Raw genomic sequence first — 16,702 nt, forward strand, 5'->3', positions numbered from 1 at the left:
GGGCTTCGGCGCAGCCGGGGTCCTCGCACGCCCGGGGGGCTGCCGCATGAGCCCCCAGGAGCCGCCGCGGCGGCGGGTGCCCGGGCCCGGGCGGCCACGGCCCGGGGCGGAACGGGCGCGGGGCGCGGCGCGGCCCGCCGCCAGGCCCGCCACCCGACGCCCCGCCCCCGCGAGGAAACCGCACACGATCCGGCTCGGCGCCCCCAAGCCCCGGCTGCGGCTGGTCAGCGTCGGCCTGACGATGGTGATGCTGGTGTTCGTCGTACGGCTGCTCCAGGTGCAGGCCGTCGACGCGTCCGCGTACTCCGCCAAGGCCTCCGAGAACCGCTTCGCCAGCTACACCCTGGCCGCCGAGCGCGGGGAGATCACCGACCGCAAGGGCGTGGCGCTCGCCACCAGCGTGGACGCGTACGACATCACCGCGGACCCGCACATGTTCACCGTGCAGGAGAGCAAGGCTCCCGACGCCCCCGAGCAGGCGGCGGCCCTCCTCGCGCCGATCCTCGGCAAGGACGCCAAGGAGATCACCGCCCGCCTGAAGACGAAGAACACCCGCTACGTGGTCCTCGCCCGCCGCCAGACCCCCCAGGTCTGGAACCAGATCAAGGGCCTCAAGAAGGTCTTCGCCGAGAAGGCGTCCGCGGACAAGAAGAACAACGGCCCCGGCGCCAACGTCCTGGCCGGGGTGTTCAACGAGAACAGCAGCAAGCGCGTGTACCCGAACGGCGACCTCGCCGCCGGGATACTGGGTTACGTCAACGCCGAGGGCAAGGGCGGCGGCGGCCTGGAGTCCTCCCTCGACAAGAAGCTGTCCGGCAAGGACGGCGAGCTCACGTACGCCCAGTCGGGCGGCCGCCGCGTGCCGACCGCCGGGTCCAGCGAGAAGCCCGCCGTGCCCGGCGAGGACATCGAACTGACCATCGACCGCGACATCCAGTGGGCCGCGCAGAGCGCCATCACCGAGCAGGTCGCCAAGTCGGAGGCCGACCGCGGGTACGTCATCGTCCAGGACACGACCACCGGCGAGGTCCTCGCCATGGCCAACGCCCCGGGCTTCGACCCCAACGACCTCTCCAAGGCCAGCTCGGCCGCCATGGGCAACGCCGCGCTCCAGGACGTGTACGAGCCCGGCTCCACCGCCAAGGTCATGTCGATGGCGGCCGTCCTGGAGGAGAAGAAGGCCAAGCCCGACACCCACGTCGAGGTCCCCAACCGGCTGCACCGCGGCGACCGGCTCTTCAAGGACGACATCGACCACCCGACCTGGTACCTGACCCTCAACGGGGTGCTGGCCAAGTCCTCCAACATCGGCACCATCCTGGCCACCGGCCAGCTCGGTCCGACGCAGCCCGAGTCCAACAAGGTCCTGTTCTCGTACCTGGACAAGTTCGGCATCGGCCGGCCCACCGGCCTGAACTACCCGGGCGAGTCCCGCGGCATCCTCGCCCCGCCGGAGAAGTGGTCCACTTCCCAGCAGTACACGATCCCCTTCGGCCAGGGCCTGTCCCTCAACGCCATGCAGGCGGCCTCGGTGTACTCGACCATCGCCAACGGCGGGGTGCGCGTCGCCCCGACCCTGGTCCGCGGCACCAAGGGCCCCGACGGCCGCTTCACCCCGGCGCCCGCGCCCGCGAAGAACCGCGTGGTCAGCGAGGAGACCGCCAAGACCCTCGCGGAAATGCTGGAGTCGGTGGTCGACGACCAGGAGGGCACCGGCACCAAGGCCCGCATCCCCGGCTACCGGGTCGGCGGCAAGACCGGCACCTCCAACCGGGTGGATCCGGCCACCGGCCGCTACAAGGGCTACACCGCCTCGTTCGCGGGATTCGCACCTGCGGACAATCCCCGCATCACCGTCTACTGCGCCATCCAGAACCCCACCAAGGGCAGTTACTTCGGTGGCCAGATCTGCGGGCCCATCTACAAGAAGGTCATGGAGTTCGCCCTCAAAACCCTCCAGATCGCTCCCACCGGAACCGCCCCCGCCGGACTCCCGGTCACCTACGAACCCGGCGCGCAGCCCGGCTCCCAGCCGAGCCCGCAGCCGGGCCAGTGACCGACGCCCGGACGGCCAGCCCCAGAAAAGCGTGAGGCACCATCAGTGACAACGATCACCCCCGAATCCGGGAACCACGCGTCCGCCGAGCCCCAGGCCGGGCCCTCGCTTCGCGAGCGGCCCGCCGCGCCCGGTACGCTCACCGCCGTGCCCCACGCTGATCAGCCCAGAACCACCCAGAACGACGCACCGGCAGCGCCGCCGGGAGCGCCACGTCCCCTGTCCGTCCGCCCGACCCCCCTGGGCGAGCTGGCGGAGCTGCTGGGGGTGGAAGTCCCCGGCGCGCAGACGCGGATCACCGGCATCACGCACGATTCGCGTGCCGTGCGCCCCGGAGACCTGTACGCGGCCCTGCCGGGCGCCAAGCTGCACGGCGCGGACTTCGCCGCGCAGGCGGCCGCCCTCGGCGCCGCCGCGGTGCTGACCGATCCGGCCGGCGCCGAGCGCGCCGCGGCCACCGGACTCCCGGTCCTCGCCGTCGCCGACCCGCGCGGCCGGATGGGCGCCCTGGCCGCCGCGGTCTACGGACGGCCGGGCGAGGACCTGCTCCAGATCGGCATCACCGGCACCTCCGGCAAGACCACCACGGCGTACCTCGTCGAGGGCGGCCTGCGCGGCGGCGGACGCAAGACGGGGCTCATCGGCACCGTCGAGATGCGCGTCGGCGACGAGCGCATCAAGTCCGAGCGCACCACCCCCGAGGCCACCGACCTGCAGGCGCTCTTCGCGGTCATGCGCGAACGCGGCGTCGAGGCCGTCGCCATGGAGGTCTCCAGCCACGCCCTGGTGCTCGGCCGGGTCGACGGCTGCGTCTTCGACGTGGCCGTCTTCAACAACCTGAGCCCGGAGCACATGGAGTTCCACTCCGACATGGAGGACTACTTCCAGGCCAAGGCGCAGCTCTTCACCGAGCGCCGCGCCCGCCTCGGCGTGGTCAACATCGACGACGAGTACGGGCGCCGCCTCGCCAAGGAGTCGCCGATCCCGGTCGTCACCTTCTCCGCCGCGGGCGACCCGGCCGCCGACTGGCGGGCCGAGGACGTGGTCTCGCGCCACATGGACTCGACCCTGACCCTGGTGGGTCCCGCGGGCGAGCGGGTCCGGGCCACCGCCCCGCTGCCCGGCCCGTTCAACGTGGCCAACACCGTGGCCGCCGTCGTCACGCTCGCCGCCGCCGGCCTCGACCCGCAGACCGCCGCCGACGGCGTCGCCGCGGTCCCCGGGGTGCCCGGCCGCCTGGAGCGGGTGGACGCGGGACAGCCGTACCTGGCCGTCGTGGACTACGCGCACAAGACGGACGCCGTCGAATCGGTCCTGCGGGCCCTGCGCGAGGTCACCACCGGCAAGCTGCACGTCGTACTGGGCTGCGGCGGCGACCGCGACACCACCAAGCGGGCCCCGATGGGCGCGGCGGCCGCCCGGTTCGCCGACACCGCCGTACTGACCTCCGACAACCCCCGCTCCGAGGACCCCCTCGGGATCCTCGCCGCGATGTTCCGCGGCGCCGTGTCCGTGCCGCCCGCCGAGCGGGGCGCCGTCCTCGTTGACGCCGACCGGGCGGCGGCCATCGCCACCGCCGTCGCGCGCGCCGAGGCGGGAGACACCGTGCTGGTGGCCGGCAAGGGCCACGAGCAGGGCCAGGACATCGCGGGCGTCGTACGCCCCTTCGACGACCGGGCGGTCCTGCGCGCGGCCATCGAGACCCAAGCACGCCAGCGTCCCCGACAGGCCGAGGTGAACCAGTGATCGCCCTTTCCCTCGCCGAGATCGCCGAGATCACCGGCGGGCAGCCCCACGACATACCGGATCCGTCCGTCACGGTCACCGGTCCCGTCGTCTACGACTCCCGCGAGGTCCAGGCCGGCAGCCTGTTCGCCGCCTTCGTCGGAGAGCGCGTGGACGGCCACGACTACGCGGAACGCGCCCTGGCCGCCGGGGCCGTGGGCGTCCTCGCGACCCGGCCCGTCGGCGTCCCGGCCATCGTCGTCCCCGACGTGGTGGCCGCCCTCGGCGCGCTCGCCCGGTCCGTCGTCGAACGCCTCGGCACCGACGTCGTGGCCCTCACCGGCTCCGCGGGGAAGACCTCCACCAAGGACCTGATCGCCCAGGTCCTCCAGCACCACGCGCCGACCGTGTGGACCCCCGGGAACCTCAACAACGAGATCGGCCTGCCGATCACGACGCTGCGGGTCACCGAGGAGACGCAGCACCTGGTCCTGGAGATGGGCGCCCGCGGCATCGGCCACATCGCCTACCTCACCGGACTGACGCCCCCGCGGATCGGCGTGGTCCTCAACGTCGGCACCGCGCACATCGGGGAGTTCGGCGGCCGGGAGCAGATCGCGCAGGCCAAGGGCGAGCTCGTCGAGGCCCTGCCGTCCGAGGCGGAGGGCGGCATCGCCGTCCTCAACGCCGATGACCTGCTGGTACGTGCCATGACCGGGCGTACGAAGGCCCGTACGGTGCTGTTCGGCGAGGCCGAGGACGCCGACATCCGGGCCACCGAGGTCCGCATGACGGACAGGGGACAGCCTTCCTTCACATTGCGAACACCGACCGGGTGCAGCGACGTGACCTTGCGGCTGTACGGTGAGCACCACGTGTCGAACGCGCTCGCCGCGGCCGCCGTCGCCCACGTACTGGGCATGTCCGCCGAGGAGATCGCCATCGCGCTCTCCGGGGCGGGCAGCCTGTCCCGGTGGCGGATGGAGGTCACCGAGCGGGCGGACGGCGTGACGATCGTCAACGACGCCTACAACGCAAACCCCGAGTCCATGCGGGCCGCACTGCGCGCACTTGCCGCGATGGGCGGTGCCGCCAAGGCGAACGGGGGCCGCACGTGGGCGGTGCTCGGCCCGATGGCCGAGCTCGGAGACGACGCGCTCGCCGAGCACGACGCGGTCGGACGGCTTGTCGTCCGGCTCAACGTGAGCAAGCTGGTCGCGGTCGGGGGCAGGGAAGCCTCCTGGCTGCAACTGGGCGCATATAACGAGGGTTCGTGGGGTGAGGAGTCGGTGCTCGTGTCCGACGCACAGGCGGCGGTCGACCTGTTGCGCAGTGAACTGCGCCCGGGTGACGTCGTGCTGGTGAAGGCTTCCAGGTCAGCCGGCCTGGAGCGGGTGGCCCAGGCCCTGCTCGACGGCGAGGTCGCCGGCCGATGAGGCAGATCCTGTTCTCCGGAGTCATCGGACTCTTCCTCACGCTCATCGGCACCCCGCTGCTGATCAAGGGTCTGGCCCGCAAGGGCTACGGCCAGTTCATCCGGGACGACGGGCCGCGCGGTCACGCCGGGAAGAAGGGCACGCCCACCATGGGCGGCATCTCCTTCATCCTGGCCACGCTGATCGCGTACGCCCTCACCAAGGTGATCACCGGCAGCCAGCCGACCTTCTCGGGCCTCCTCGTCCTCTTCCTGATGGCGGGCATGGGTGTGGTCGGTTTCCTCGACGACTACATCAAGATCGTCAAGCAGCGGTCGCTCGGTCTGCGGGCCAAGGCCAAGATGGCCGGCCAGCTGATCGTCGGCATCGCCTTCGCGGTGCTCTCCCTGCAGTTCAAGGACGCGCGCGGACTCGCCCCGGCCTCCACCAAGCTGTCGTTCGTCACGGACTTCGGCTGGGCGATCGGCCCGGTGCTGTTCGTGGTCTGGGCGCTGTTCATGATCCTGGCGATGTCCAACGGCGTGAACCTCACCGACGGCCTCGACGGCCTGGCCACCGGCGCCGCCGTGATGGTCTTCGGTGCCTACACCTTCATCGGCGTCTGGCAGTACCAGGAGTCCTGCGCCAACGCGCAGACCCTGACCAACCCGAACGCCTGTTTCGAAGTGCGGGACCCACTGGACCTCGCGGTCGTCGCGGCCGCCCTGATGGGCGCCTGCTTCGGCTTCCTGTGGTGGAACACCTCGCCCGCCAAGATCTTCATGGGCGACACCGGTTCGCTGGCCCTCGGCGGCGCGCTCGCCGGTCTGGCGATCTGCTCCCGCACGGAGTTCCTGATGGCGCTCCTGGGCGGCCTCTTCGTCCTGATCACCATGTCGGTCGTCATCCAGGTCGGCTCCTTCAAGCTGACCGGCAAGCGCGTCTTCCGGATGGCACCCCTGCAGCACCACTTCGAACTCAAGGGGTGGTCGGAAGTCCTGGTCGTCGTCCGGTTCTGGATCATCCAGGGCATGTGCGTGATCGTGGGCCTCGGAGTCTTCTACGCGGGATGGGCAGCCGACAAGTGACCGCCTGGCAGGGCAAGAACATCACCGTCGCCGGCCTCGGCGTGAGCGGCATCAGTGCGGCGAAGGCCCTGACCGGGCTGGGTGCGCGGGTGACCGTCGTCGACAACGGGGACGGCGACGCGCTGCGCGCCCGGGCCGCCGAACTGGCGGAACAGGGCATCGAGGTCCGCCTCGGCCTCCTGGACGGCGGCGTACGGGCGGGCGACACCGTGCCCGAGGGCACCGACCTCGTGGTCACCTCGCCCGGCTGGAAGCCCGACAGCGCGCTGTTCGCGGCAGCCGCCGCGGCCGGCGTGGACGTGGTCGGCGACGTCGAGATCGCCTGGCTGCTGCGCGAGACCGCCGAGGACCTGCGCGCCGCCCGGTCCGGCGAGCCCCGCAGGGAACCGGCCCCCTGGCTGGCGATCACCGGCACCAACGGCAAGACCACCACCACCCAGATGCTCGCCTCGATCCTGAAGGCCGCCGGCCTCAAGACCGCGGCCGTCGGCAACATCGGCACCCCGATCATCGACGTGGTGCTCGGCGAGGAGCGGTACGACGTACTCGCCGTCGAGCTCTCCAGCTACCAGCTGCACTGGGCGCCCTCGGTGCGCCCGCACTCCGCGGCCGTCCTGAACCTGGCCCCGGACCACCTCGACTGGCACGGCTCCATGGAGGCGTACGCCGCCGACAAGGGCCGGATCTACGAGGGCAACACCGTGGCCTGCGTCTACAACGCCTCGGACAAGGCCACCGAGGACCTGGTCGTCGAGGCGGACGTGGAAGAGGGCTGCCGGGCCGTCGGCTTCACCCTCGGCGCCCCCGGCCCCTCCATGTTCGGCGTCGTCGACGGCATCCTCGTCGACCGGGCCTTCGTGGAGAACCGGCAGAAGAACGCCCAGGAGCTCGCCGAGGTCGCGGACGTCAACCCGCCGGCCCCGCACAACATCGCCAACGCCCTCGCCGCCGCCGCCCTGGCCCGCGCCTTCGGCGTGGAGCCGCGCGCCGTCCGCGACGGACTGCGCGACTTCCGGCCGGACGCCCACCGGGTCAGCCACGTGGACGAGGTCGCCGGGGTCACGTACGTGGACGACTCCAAGGCCACCAACACCCACGCCGCGGAAGCCTCCCTGGCGGCCTTCGAGCCGGTCGTCTGGATCGCCGGCGGCCTCGCCAAGGGCGCGACCTTCGACGAGCTCGTGCAGAAGGCCGCGAAGCGCCTGCGGGGCGTCGTCCTGATCGGTGCCGACCGGGCCCTGATCGCCGAGGCACTGGCGCGACACGCCCCGGAGGTCCCGGTCGTGGACCTCGCACGGACCGACACTGGGGCGATGCTCGCGGCGGTCCGGGAAGCGGCCCGGCTCGCGGAAACCGGCGACACGGTTCTGCTGGCCCCTGCCTGTGCCTCGATGGACATGTTCGCGAACTACAGCAAGCGTGGGGACGCGTTCGCCGACGCGGTGCGCGAACTGGCCGCCGAGCAGGCCTAGGTCCGGCTCGATCCAGGGCAGGTTCCCTCCGGCCGATCGGCTGCTCGCCTCGTACGAGTTGGAGGGGAAGATCACAGATGCCGGCCAAGCAAGTGCTGCCGGGGCGGCGGCCGTCCGCGGACAAGACGGCCAAGAACGCCCAGAGCGCCAAAGAGGGCAGGGGCGCCACAACCGGTGCGCCGAGGGCGCCCAGGGCCGGCCGGGGAGTGCTGGGCCGGGGGCGCCCCGCGGCACGTCCCGGGAGGCCCGCCGGGGGCGGGCCGCTGACCCGGCTGCGGCGTACGCAACGGCAATTGCGCCGGGCCTGGGACCGGCCCCTCACGGCGTATTACCTGATCTTCGGCAGCGCGCTGCTCATCACCGTGCTCGGCCTGGTGATGGTCTACTCGGCCTCCATGATCAAGGCGCTCCAGCTCGGGCTGGGTGACGCGTACTTCTTCAAGAAGCAGTTCCTGGCGGCCACGATCGGCACCGGACTGCTGCTGATCGCCTCCCGGATGCCCGTCAAGCTCCACCGGGCCCTGTCCTATCCGGTGCTCACCGGCACGCTCTTCCTGATGGTCCTGGTCCAGGTCCCCGGGATAGGAGTGTCGATCAACGGCAACCAGAATTGGATCTCCCTTGGCGGTCCGTTCATGCTGCAGCCCAGTGAGTTCGGCAAACTGGCCCTCATCCTCTGGGGCGCCGACCTGCTGGCGCGCAAGGGCGACAAGGACCTGCTGAGCCAGTGGAAACACCTGCTGGTGCCGCTGGTCCCGGTCACCTTCCTGCTGCTCGGGCTGATCATGCTCGGCGGGGACATGGGCACCGCGATGATCCTCGGCGCCATCCTGTTCGGGCTGTTGTGGCTGGCCGGAGCCCCGACGCGGATGTTCGCGGCAGTCCTGGCCTTCGTGGGCGTGCTCGTGGCCCTGCTGATCAAGACCAGCCCGCACCGCATGGACCGGCTCCAGTGCATCGGAGTCTCCGAGCTGCCCGACAACGGGCTGTGCTGGCAGGCCGTGCACGGAATCTACGCCCTCGCATCGGGCGGATGGTTCGGTTCCGGACTGGGTGCCAGTGTGGAAAAATGGGGGCAACTGCCAGAGGCTCATACCGACTTCATCTTCGCCATCACCGGCGAGGAACTGGGGCTGGCGGGGACACTGTCGGTGCTCGCCCTGTTCGCGGCCCTAGGCTATGCGGGTATCCGCGTGGCCGGACGCACGGAGGACCCCTTCGTACGGTTTGCCGCGGGAGGCGTGACCACCTGGATCACGGCGCAAGCCGTGATCAACATCGGTGCGGTGCTCGGCCTGCTGCCGATCGCCGGTGTCCCGCTCCCGCTGTTCTCCTACGGTGGGTCAGCCTTGCTGCCGACCATGTTCGCGGTCGGACTGCTCATCGCCTTCGCGCGTGAGGAGCCGGCGGCACGGGCGGCGCTCGCGATGCGAAGGCCCAAGAACGGCCGGCCGCGGACCGGGCAGAGATGGAAGTCGATGAGACGGCGCGTCAAGAAGCGTCCGTCCGGAGAGCGGTGAATTTCGGTGCATGTCGTACTCGCCGGTGGGGGGACCGCCGGCCACATCGAGCCGGCGCTGGCCCTCGCGGACGCCCTGCGCAGGCAGGACCCTTCCGTGGGCATCACCGCCCTCGGCACCGAACGCGGACTCGAAACCCGCCTGGTGCCCGAGCGCGGCTACGAGCTGGGACTCATCCCGGCCGTTCCGTTGCCCCGTAGGCCCACGCCCGAGCTGATCACCGTCCCAGGACGGCTGCGCGGCACCATCAAGGCCGCGGAGGAGATCCTGATCCGCACCAAGGCCGACTGCGTGGTCGGCTTCGGCGGCTACGTGGCCCTGCCCGGCTACCTCGCGGCCAAGCGCCTCGGGGTGCCGATCATCGTCCACGAGGCCAATGCCCGGCCCGGACTGGCCAATAAGATCGGATCCCGGTACGCCTTCGCCGTCGCGGTCTCCACCCCCGACAGCAAGCTCCGCGGCGCCCGCTACGTGGGCATCCCGCTGCGCCGCTCCATCTCCACCCTCGACCGGGCGCTGGTCCGCCCGGAGGCGCGCGCCGCCTTCGGCCTGGACCCCAACCTGCCGACGCTGCTGGTCTCCGGCGGCTCGCAGGGCGCCCGGCGCCTCAACGAGGTGATCGAGCAGGTCGCGCCGACCCTCCAGCGCTCCGGGGTCCAGATCCTGCACGCGGTCGGCCCGAAGAACGAACTGCCGCGTGTCGACAACATGCCCGGGATGCCGCCTTATGTGCCGGTACCGTACGTGGACCGGATGGATCTCGCGTACGCCGCCGCCGACATGATGCTCTGCCGCGCGGGCGCGATGACCGTCGCCGAACTGTCCGCCGTCGGGCTGCCCGCCGCCTACGTCCCGCTGCCGATCGGCAACGGCGAACAGCGGCTCAACGCCCAGCCGGTGGTCAAGGCCGGCGGCGGCCTGCTCGTGGACGACGCGGAACTGACGCCCCAGTGGGTGCTCAGCCAGGTCCTCCCGGTGCTCGCCGACCCGCACCGGCTGTACGAGATGTCACGCGCCGCCGCCGAGTTCGGCCGGCGGGACGCCGACGAGCTGCTCGTCGGCATGGTGTACGAGGCGATCGCAGCCAACAGAGCCCGCTGACGCGGGAAGCACCGACGCAGGAGGCACAGGAGTGGCCGGAGCGAGCACCGCGCAGCGTGGCGGTCCGGGAGCCGCCGGGAAGGGCTCCGGCCCCCTCAAGCGGCTGGGGACCCCCAAGGCCCCCAAGCCGCCGAAGCCGCCCAAGGGCTCCGGCCCCGGGGGACCCCGCGGGCCGCGCCCCGGCGGGCTCCCGGGAGGGCTGCGCCGGGGTCCCCTCGTGGTCGCCGGGGTGCTCCTCGCACTGCTCCTGGCCGCCGGCTGCACCTGGGTGCTCTACGGCTCCTCCTGGCTCCGGGTCGAGAAGGTCACCGCCACCGGCACCGAGGTCCTGACCCGGGAGCAGGTGCTGGCGGCGGCGGCCGTCCCCGTCGGCGCCCCCCTGGTGTCCGTGGACACCGACGAGATCGAAGCCCGGCTCCGCGGCCGCCTGCCCCGCATCGATTCGGTCGATGTGGTGCGGGCCTGGCCGCACGGAATCGGATTGAAGGTGACGGAACGCAAACCCGTTCTGCTCATCAAGAAGGGCGCACAGTTCGTCGAAGTGGACGCTTCCGGTGTGCGATTCGACACGGTCGGACAGGCGCCGGCGGGCGTTCCGCTCCTCGAACTGAGCTCCAAGCAGTCTCCGAGCGGCCGCCGTTTCGACGAGGAACGGCTGCTGCGCGAGGCCGTCCAGATCGCCGGAGTCCTCCCGGAATCCGTCCGCAAGGAGACCGCGCAGGTCAAGGTCCGGTCCTACGACTCGGTGGTACTGGAGTTGAGCGGCGGCCGGTCGGTGGTGTGGGGGAGCGGCGAACAGGGCGAGGCGAAGGGCCGCGCGCTGACAGCGCTGCTGAAGGCCTCGCCCAAGGCTGACCGATTCGACGTGAGTGTCCCCACCGCCCCGGCGGTGTCCGGTAGTTGACGTCCGGTCGAACAGCGTCGCACCCTGGTTGGCCACCGATACGGGTGATCACATAGGGTGAAAAGAAAAACGGGAGGTTCGGCGTGTTCGTTGAACACGCGCTACTTGTCGACTTAGTGTCCTGTTCGGAAGAGTCCAAGGAACAGACACACTCATAACCCTAAACTTCAGGGTTAGGGTTCGGGTCGGCGCGTACGAACCGTCCCAATTTCGGCATCAGTCGTCGCACCGCAGGCCCGCGAGGCGAACGACACGTAACTCGAGGCGAGAGGCCTTCGACGTGGCAGCACCGCAGAACTACCTCGCAGTCATCAAGGTCATCGGTGTCGGCGGCGGTGGTGTCAATGCCATCAACCGAATGATCGAGGTCGGTCTCAAGGGCGTCGAGTTCATCGCCATCAACACAGACGCCCAGGCGCTGTTGATGAGCGACGCCGACGTCAAGCTCGACGTCGGCCGCGAACTCACCCGGGGCCTTGGCGCAGGCGCCAACCCCGATGTCGGCCGCAAGGCCGCGGAGGACCACCGCGAGGAGATCGAGGAGGTCCTCAAGGGGGCCGACATGGTCTTCGTCACCGCCGGTGAAGGCGGCGGCACCGGAACGGGCGGCGCACCCGTCGTCGCCAACATCGCGCGTTCGCTCGGCGCCCTGACGATCGGTGTGGTCACCCGGCCGTTCACCTTCGAGGGCCGACGCCGCGCGAACCAGGCCGAGGACGGCATCGCCCAGCTCCGTGAGCAGGTCGACACCCTCATCGTCATCCCCAACGACCGCCTGCTGTCCATCTCGGACCGCCAGGTCAGCGTGCTCGACGCCTTCAAGTCGGCGGACCAGGTCCTGCTGTCCGGCGTCCAGGGCATCACCGACCTGATCACCACCCCGGGTCTGATCAACCTCGACTTCGCGGACGTCAAGTCCGTGATGTCCGAGGCAGGCTCGGCCCTGATGGGCATCGGCTCGGCCCGCGGCGACGACCGCGCGGTGGCCGCCGCCGAGATGGCGATCTCCTCGCCGCTGCTGGAGGCGTCCATCGACGGCGCCCGCGGCGTGCTGCTCTCCATCTCCGGTGGCTCGGACCTCGGTCTCTTCGAGATCAACGAGGCCGCGCAGCTGGTGAGCGAGGCCGCGCACCCCGAGGCGAACATCATCTTCGGAGCCGTCATCGACGACGCGCTCGGCGACGAGGTACGGGTCACCGTCATCGCGGCCGGGTTCGACGGCGGACAGCCCCCGGCCCGCCGCGACAACGTCATCGGCGCGGCCTCCACCAAGCGCGAGGAGCCGGCCCCGGCTCCGGTCCGTGCCGCCGAGCCGGCCCGCCCGGCCTTCGGCGGACTCGGCTCGGTCACCCCGCGCGAGGAGCCGGTCCGCAGCGAGCCGGTCCCGGTCGCCGAGGCTCCGGCCCCGCAGGTCCCGACGGCCCGGCCGTACCAGGACAGCCCGGCCGAGGAACTGGACGTCCCGGATTTCTTGAAGTGACCCTGGAGCAGTACAGCGAGAGCGGCGCCCACTTCGCCTTCACCGACCGGTGGGGCGGGGTGAGCGCCGTTCCGTACGAGGAGCTCAATCTCGGCGGCGCGGTCGGAGACGACCCGGCCGCCGTTCGTGCGAACCGGGCCGCCGCGGCGAAGGCGCTGGGCATCGCGCCGGACCTGGTCGTCTGGATGAACCAGGTGCACGGCCGCGACGTGGCCGTGGTCGACGGTCCGTGGGGCCCGGAGCGGCAGGTTCCTTCGGTGGACGCGGTGGTGACCGCACGTCGGGGGCTCCCCCTCGCGGTCCTCACCGCCGACTGCACGCCCGTCCTGCTGGCCGACCCCGTCGCCGGCATCGCGGGAGCCGCCCACGCCGGGCGGCCCGGGCTGGTCGCCGGAGTCGTGGGCGCCGCCGTCGAGGCGATGGTCTCGCTCGGAGCCGACCCCGGGCGCATGGTGGCCCGTACCGGGCCGGCGGTGTGCGGACGCTGTTACGAGGTTCCCGCCGAGATGCGGGAGGCGGTCGCCGAGGTGGTGCCGGCCGCGTACGCCGAGACGAGCTGGGGAACACCGGCCGTCGACGTGGTGGCCGGGGTGCACGCGCAGCTCGCGGAGGCGGGGGTGGCCGACCTCGGCCGTTCCCCGTTCTGCACACTGGAGTCGCGGGACCACTTCTCGTACCGCCGCGACCGGATGACCGGGCGGCTTGCCGGATATGTCTGGTTGGACTGAAGAATGACGGATCGTAAGTCCGAGCTCGCCGAGAACCTCGCGCGGGTGGAGGGGCGGATCGGGGCCGCCTGCGCGGCCGCCGGCCGCAAGCGGGAAGAGGTGACCCTCATCGTGGTCACCAAGACCTACCCGGCGAGCGACGTACGACTGCTGGCGGACCTGGGTGTCCGTCACGTGGCGGAAAACCGGGACCAGGATGCGGCCCCCAAGGCCGAGGCCTGTGCGGATCTGCCCCTCACCTGGCACTTCGTCGGCCAGTTGCAGACGAACAAAGTCCGTTCGGTGGCGGGATACGCGCACCTCGTGCAGTCCGTCGACCGCCCCAAGCTCGTCACCGCCCTCTCGGCGGCCGCGGAGGGCGCCGGACGGGAACTGGGCTGCCTGGTGCAGATCGCCCTCGACGCCGAGTCGGGCGAACGGGGGGCCCGCGGCGGAGTGGCGCCCGAGCAGCTCGCCGAGTTGGCGGACCTCGTGGCGGCGGCCCCCGGACTGCGCATCGAGGGCCTCATGACGGTCGCTCCGCTGGCCGGGCGCTACGCGGGACGCGAACAAGCGGCCTTCGAGCGGCTGGTGGAATTGTCATCCCGCCTGCGCGCGGACCATCCGGCTGCCACGATGGTCTCGGCCGGGATGAGCGCAGACCTGGAACAGGCCGTTGCGGCCGGTGCGACACATGTACGCGTCGGCACTGCGGTACTCGGCGCGAGACCCCGGCTCGGGTAACGTCGCGAAGAAAGTCGGACCACAGCAGAAAATATGGTCATTTCCGCTGATGAGCGGACAGGCCACGTGGATCGCGGGCAGTTGGTGACATTCGTGACACGGCGAGACACCTGCGACAGGGCGATCCACCACAGAGCGGAGGACTCAGAGAATGGCCGGCGCGATGCGCAAGATGGCGGTCTACCTCGGCCTCGTGGAGGACGACCGGTACGACAACCCGGGGTACGACCCCGACGACGAGTTCGAACCCGAGCCGGAGCCGGAGCGGCCGCGCGAGCGGGACCGCCGGCAGCAGCCCGTTTCGCATCAAACGCCCGTATCGGACGAACCGGTACGAGTTGCCCAGCCTCCGGCACCAAGAGAACCCCTCTCAATGCCGGTTGAAAACGGACGTCCTGCGCGAATCGCCCCCGTGGCGTCCATCACACCCGATCGCTCGAATCTGGAGAAGAACGCCCCCGTGATCATGCCCAAGGTCGTCTCCGAGCGGGAGCCGTACCGCATCACGACGCTGCACCCCCGGACCTACAACGAGGCCCGTACCATCGGGGAACACTTCCGTGAGGGCACTCCGGTGATCATGAATCTCACGGAGATGGACGACACCGACGCGAAGCGTCTGGTCGACTTCGCCGCCGGTCTTGTCTTCGGTCTGCACGGCAGCATTGAACGCGTGACACAGAAGGTGTTCCTGCTGTCTCCTGCTAACGTCGATGTCACGGCGGAGGACAAGGCCCGCATCGCGGAGGGCGGGTTCTTCAACCAAAGCTAGACCGATCCGTCAGATACGGGACCGGGTACAGGGCGGAAGCAGGGGAGAGGGAAGCGCGGGATGGGCGTCGCACTCGAAGTGGTTTACATCGCGCTGATGTGCTTCCTCATCGTGCTGATCTTCCGACTGGTCATGGACTACGTGTTCCAGTTCGCACGTTCATGGACACCCGGCAAGGCGATGGTGGTCGTTCTGGAGGCCACCTACACTGTCACCGATCCACCGCTCAAGCTTCTTCGGCGGCTCATCCCGCCGTTGCGTCTCGGGGGCGTGGCACTCGACCTGTCCTTCTTCGTTCTGATGATCATCGTTTACATCCTCATCAGTTTCGTGAGCACCGCTGCGAGAAGCGTGTGAACGATGAGCTTCCCCGCAGGCGCGGGGACAGTCCCGATACGGTCCTGCCGACTGCCGACGACTACGTAGAGGTGAAGAAGACATGCCGCTGACTCCCGAGGACGTGCGGAACAAGCAGTTCACGACCGTCCGCCTGCGAGAGGGCTACGACGAGGACGAGGTCGACGCCTTCCTCGACGAGGTCGAGTCCGAACTGACGCGCCTGCTGCGCGAGAACGAGGACCTGCGCGCCAAGCTGGCGGCCGCCACGCGTGCCGCCGCGCAGAACCAGCAGCAGGGCATGCGCAAGCCGGACCCCCAGGACGGTGGAGGCCAGCGTGGCCCCGGCGCCCCCGTGCCCGCGGCCATATCCGGCCCCCCGCAGCAGCAGCCCCAGATGGGTCAGCCGCAGCTTCCGGGCGGCCCGCCCCAGCTTCCGGCCGGTCCCGGCGGGCACGGCCAGCAGGGCCCCGGCCCGATGGGCAACCCCATGCAGCAGCACACCATGGGTGGGCAGCAGCAGATGGGCCAGCAGCAGATGGGCCAGCAGCAGATGGGCCAGCAGGGCATGGGCCAGCAGGGCCCCGGCCCGATGGGCAACCCCATGCAGCAGCAGTCCATGGGCGGCCAGAACCCGCTCGGCCAGCAGATGGGCCAGCAGATGGGCCAGCAGATGCAGCCCATGGGGCAGCAGATGCAGCCGATGGGCCAGCAGATGCACCAGCAGCCGCAGCAGCTCCCGCAGCAGGGTCCCGGTGGCGACAGCGCCGCCCGCGTCCTGTCGCTCGCGCAGCAGACCGCGGACCAGGCGATCGCGGAGGCCCGCTCCGAGGCCAACAAGATCGTCGGCGAGGCCCGGTCGCGCGCCGAGGGCCTGGAGCGGGACGCCCGTGCCAAGGCCGACGCGCTGGAGCGGGACGCGCAGGAGAAGCACCGCGTCGCGATGGGCTCCCTGGAGTCCGCCCGCGCCACGCTGGAGCGCAAGGTCGAGGACCTGCGGGGCTTCGAGCGTGAGTACCGCACCCGTCTGAAGTCCTACCTGGAATCGCAGCTGCGCCAGCTGGAGACGCAGGCCGACGACTCGCTGGCTCCGCCGCGGAACCCCGCCGGTCCCGCGCTGCCGCCGTCGCCGACCCCGTCGATGGCTCCGGCCGGTGCGATGCACTCCATGGGCGGTCCGTCCATGGGTGGCGGCCCCTCCCCGATGGGTGGTCCGTCCCCGATGGCCCCCTCCTACGGTGGCGGCCAGCAGCAGATGTCCCCGGCGATGACGCAGCCGATGGCTCCGGTGCGGCCGGCTGCTCCGCAGCCGATGCAGCAGGCGCCGTCTCCCATGCGGGGCTTCCTGATCGACGAGGACGACAACTAAGCGGTATCCGTCG

The 16,702-nt window shown here is 70.8% G+C and carries 14 protein-coding genes; all 14 read left to right on the forward strand.

The window, feature by feature from the left end; translation table 11 throughout:
* The first annotated feature begins 46 nt into the window (after window positions 1-46).
* The 14 genes from OG730_RS30050 (at window position 47) to OG730_RS30115 (ending at window position 16,689) form a co-directional block, all read left to right on the forward strand.
* Window positions 47-2,056, forward strand: coding sequence for a peptidoglycan D,D-transpeptidase FtsI family protein (locus OG730_RS30050; RefSeq protein ID WP_327307167.1), 2,010 nt, complete (start codon window positions 47-49; stop codon window positions 2,054-2,056).
* Window positions 2,057-2,101: 45 nt separating this feature from the next.
* Window positions 2,102-3,802 carry a UDP-N-acetylmuramoyl-L-alanyl-D-glutamate--2,6-diaminopimelate ligase gene (locus OG730_RS30055; RefSeq protein ID WP_327307168.1) on the forward strand — a complete coding sequence of 567 codons (1,701 nt, stop codon included), beginning with the start codon at window positions 2,102-2,104 and terminating at the stop codon, window positions 3,800-3,802.
* A complete protein-coding gene (locus OG730_RS30060; RefSeq protein ID WP_327307169.1) occupies window positions 3,799-5,217 on the forward strand; it encodes a UDP-N-acetylmuramoyl-tripeptide--D-alanyl-D-alanine ligase in 1,419 nt (472 codons plus the stop codon). The genes OG730_RS30055 and OG730_RS30060 overlap by 4 nt, the downstream gene beginning before the upstream one ends.
* Window positions 5,214-6,284 carry a phospho-N-acetylmuramoyl-pentapeptide-transferase gene (gene mraY, locus OG730_RS30065; protein ID WP_266877087.1) on the forward strand — a complete coding sequence of 357 codons (1,071 nt, stop codon included), beginning with the start codon at window positions 5,214-5,216 and terminating at the stop codon, window positions 6,282-6,284. The genes OG730_RS30060 and mraY overlap by 4 nt, the downstream gene beginning before the upstream one ends.
* Window positions 6,266-7,756, forward strand: coding sequence for a UDP-N-acetylmuramoyl-L-alanine--D-glutamate ligase (gene murD / locus OG730_RS30070; RefSeq protein WP_327307170.1), 1,491 nt, complete (start codon window positions 6,266-6,268; stop codon window positions 7,754-7,756). Before mraY ends, murD begins: the two co-directional genes overlap by 19 nt.
* Before the next feature lie 77 nt (window positions 7,757-7,833).
* Complete coding sequence (gene ftsW / locus OG730_RS30075) at window positions 7,834-9,276, forward strand: putative lipid II flippase FtsW (RefSeq protein ID WP_327307171.1); 1,443 nt, start codon at window positions 7,834-7,836, stop codon at window positions 9,274-9,276.
* Window positions 9,277-9,282: 6 nt separating this feature from the next.
* Window positions 9,283-10,377, forward strand: coding sequence for an undecaprenyldiphospho-muramoylpentapeptide beta-N-acetylglucosaminyltransferase (gene murG, locus OG730_RS30080; RefSeq protein ID WP_250743753.1), 1,095 nt, complete (start codon window positions 9,283-9,285; stop codon window positions 10,375-10,377).
* 31 nt (window positions 10,378-10,408) lie between these two features.
* Window positions 10,409-11,281: a cell division protein FtsQ/DivIB gene (locus OG730_RS30085; protein WP_442815051.1), complete on the forward strand. Its 873-nt coding sequence runs from the start codon at window positions 10,409-10,411 to the stop codon at window positions 11,279-11,281.
* Window positions 11,282-11,561: 280 nt separating this feature from the next.
* The gene (ftsZ, locus tag OG730_RS30090; protein ID WP_243330151.1) at window positions 11,562-12,761 is read left to right on the forward strand and encodes a cell division protein FtsZ; all 1,200 of its coding nucleotides are present in this window, start codon (window positions 11,562-11,564) and stop codon (window positions 12,759-12,761) included.
* Window positions 12,758-13,489 (forward strand): peptidoglycan editing factor PgeF, encoded by a 732-nt coding sequence (gene pgeF / locus OG730_RS30095; protein WP_327307172.1) that lies wholly within the window; start codon window positions 12,758-12,760, stop codon window positions 13,487-13,489. The genes ftsZ and pgeF overlap by 4 nt, the downstream gene beginning before the upstream one ends.
* 3 nt (window positions 13,490-13,492) lie before the next feature.
* Window positions 13,493-14,212 carry a YggS family pyridoxal phosphate-dependent enzyme gene (locus tag OG730_RS30100; RefSeq protein WP_327307173.1) on the forward strand — a complete coding sequence of 240 codons (720 nt, stop codon included), beginning with the start codon at window positions 13,493-13,495 and terminating at the stop codon, window positions 14,210-14,212.
* Window positions 14,213-14,363: 151 nt separating this feature from the next.
* On the forward strand, window positions 14,364-14,984 hold the full coding sequence (locus OG730_RS30105) for a cell division protein SepF (RefSeq protein ID WP_327307174.1): 621 nt from the start codon (window positions 14,364-14,366) through the stop codon (window positions 14,982-14,984).
* 60 nt (window positions 14,985-15,044) lie between these two features.
* A complete protein-coding gene (locus OG730_RS30110; RefSeq protein WP_327307175.1) occupies window positions 15,045-15,341 on the forward strand; it encodes a YggT family protein in 297 nt (98 codons plus the stop codon).
* A gap of 82 nt (window positions 15,342-15,423) precedes the next feature.
* Window positions 15,424-16,689 carry a DivIVA domain-containing protein gene (locus tag OG730_RS30115; RefSeq protein WP_327307176.1) on the forward strand — a complete coding sequence of 422 codons (1,266 nt, stop codon included), beginning with the start codon at window positions 15,424-15,426 and terminating at the stop codon, window positions 16,687-16,689.
* Window positions 16,690-16,702 lie beyond the last annotated feature (13 nt).

The organism is Streptomyces sp. NBC_01298 (assembly GCF_035978755.1).
Lineage (GTDB): Bacteria > Actinomycetota > Actinomycetes > Streptomycetales > Streptomycetaceae > Streptomyces.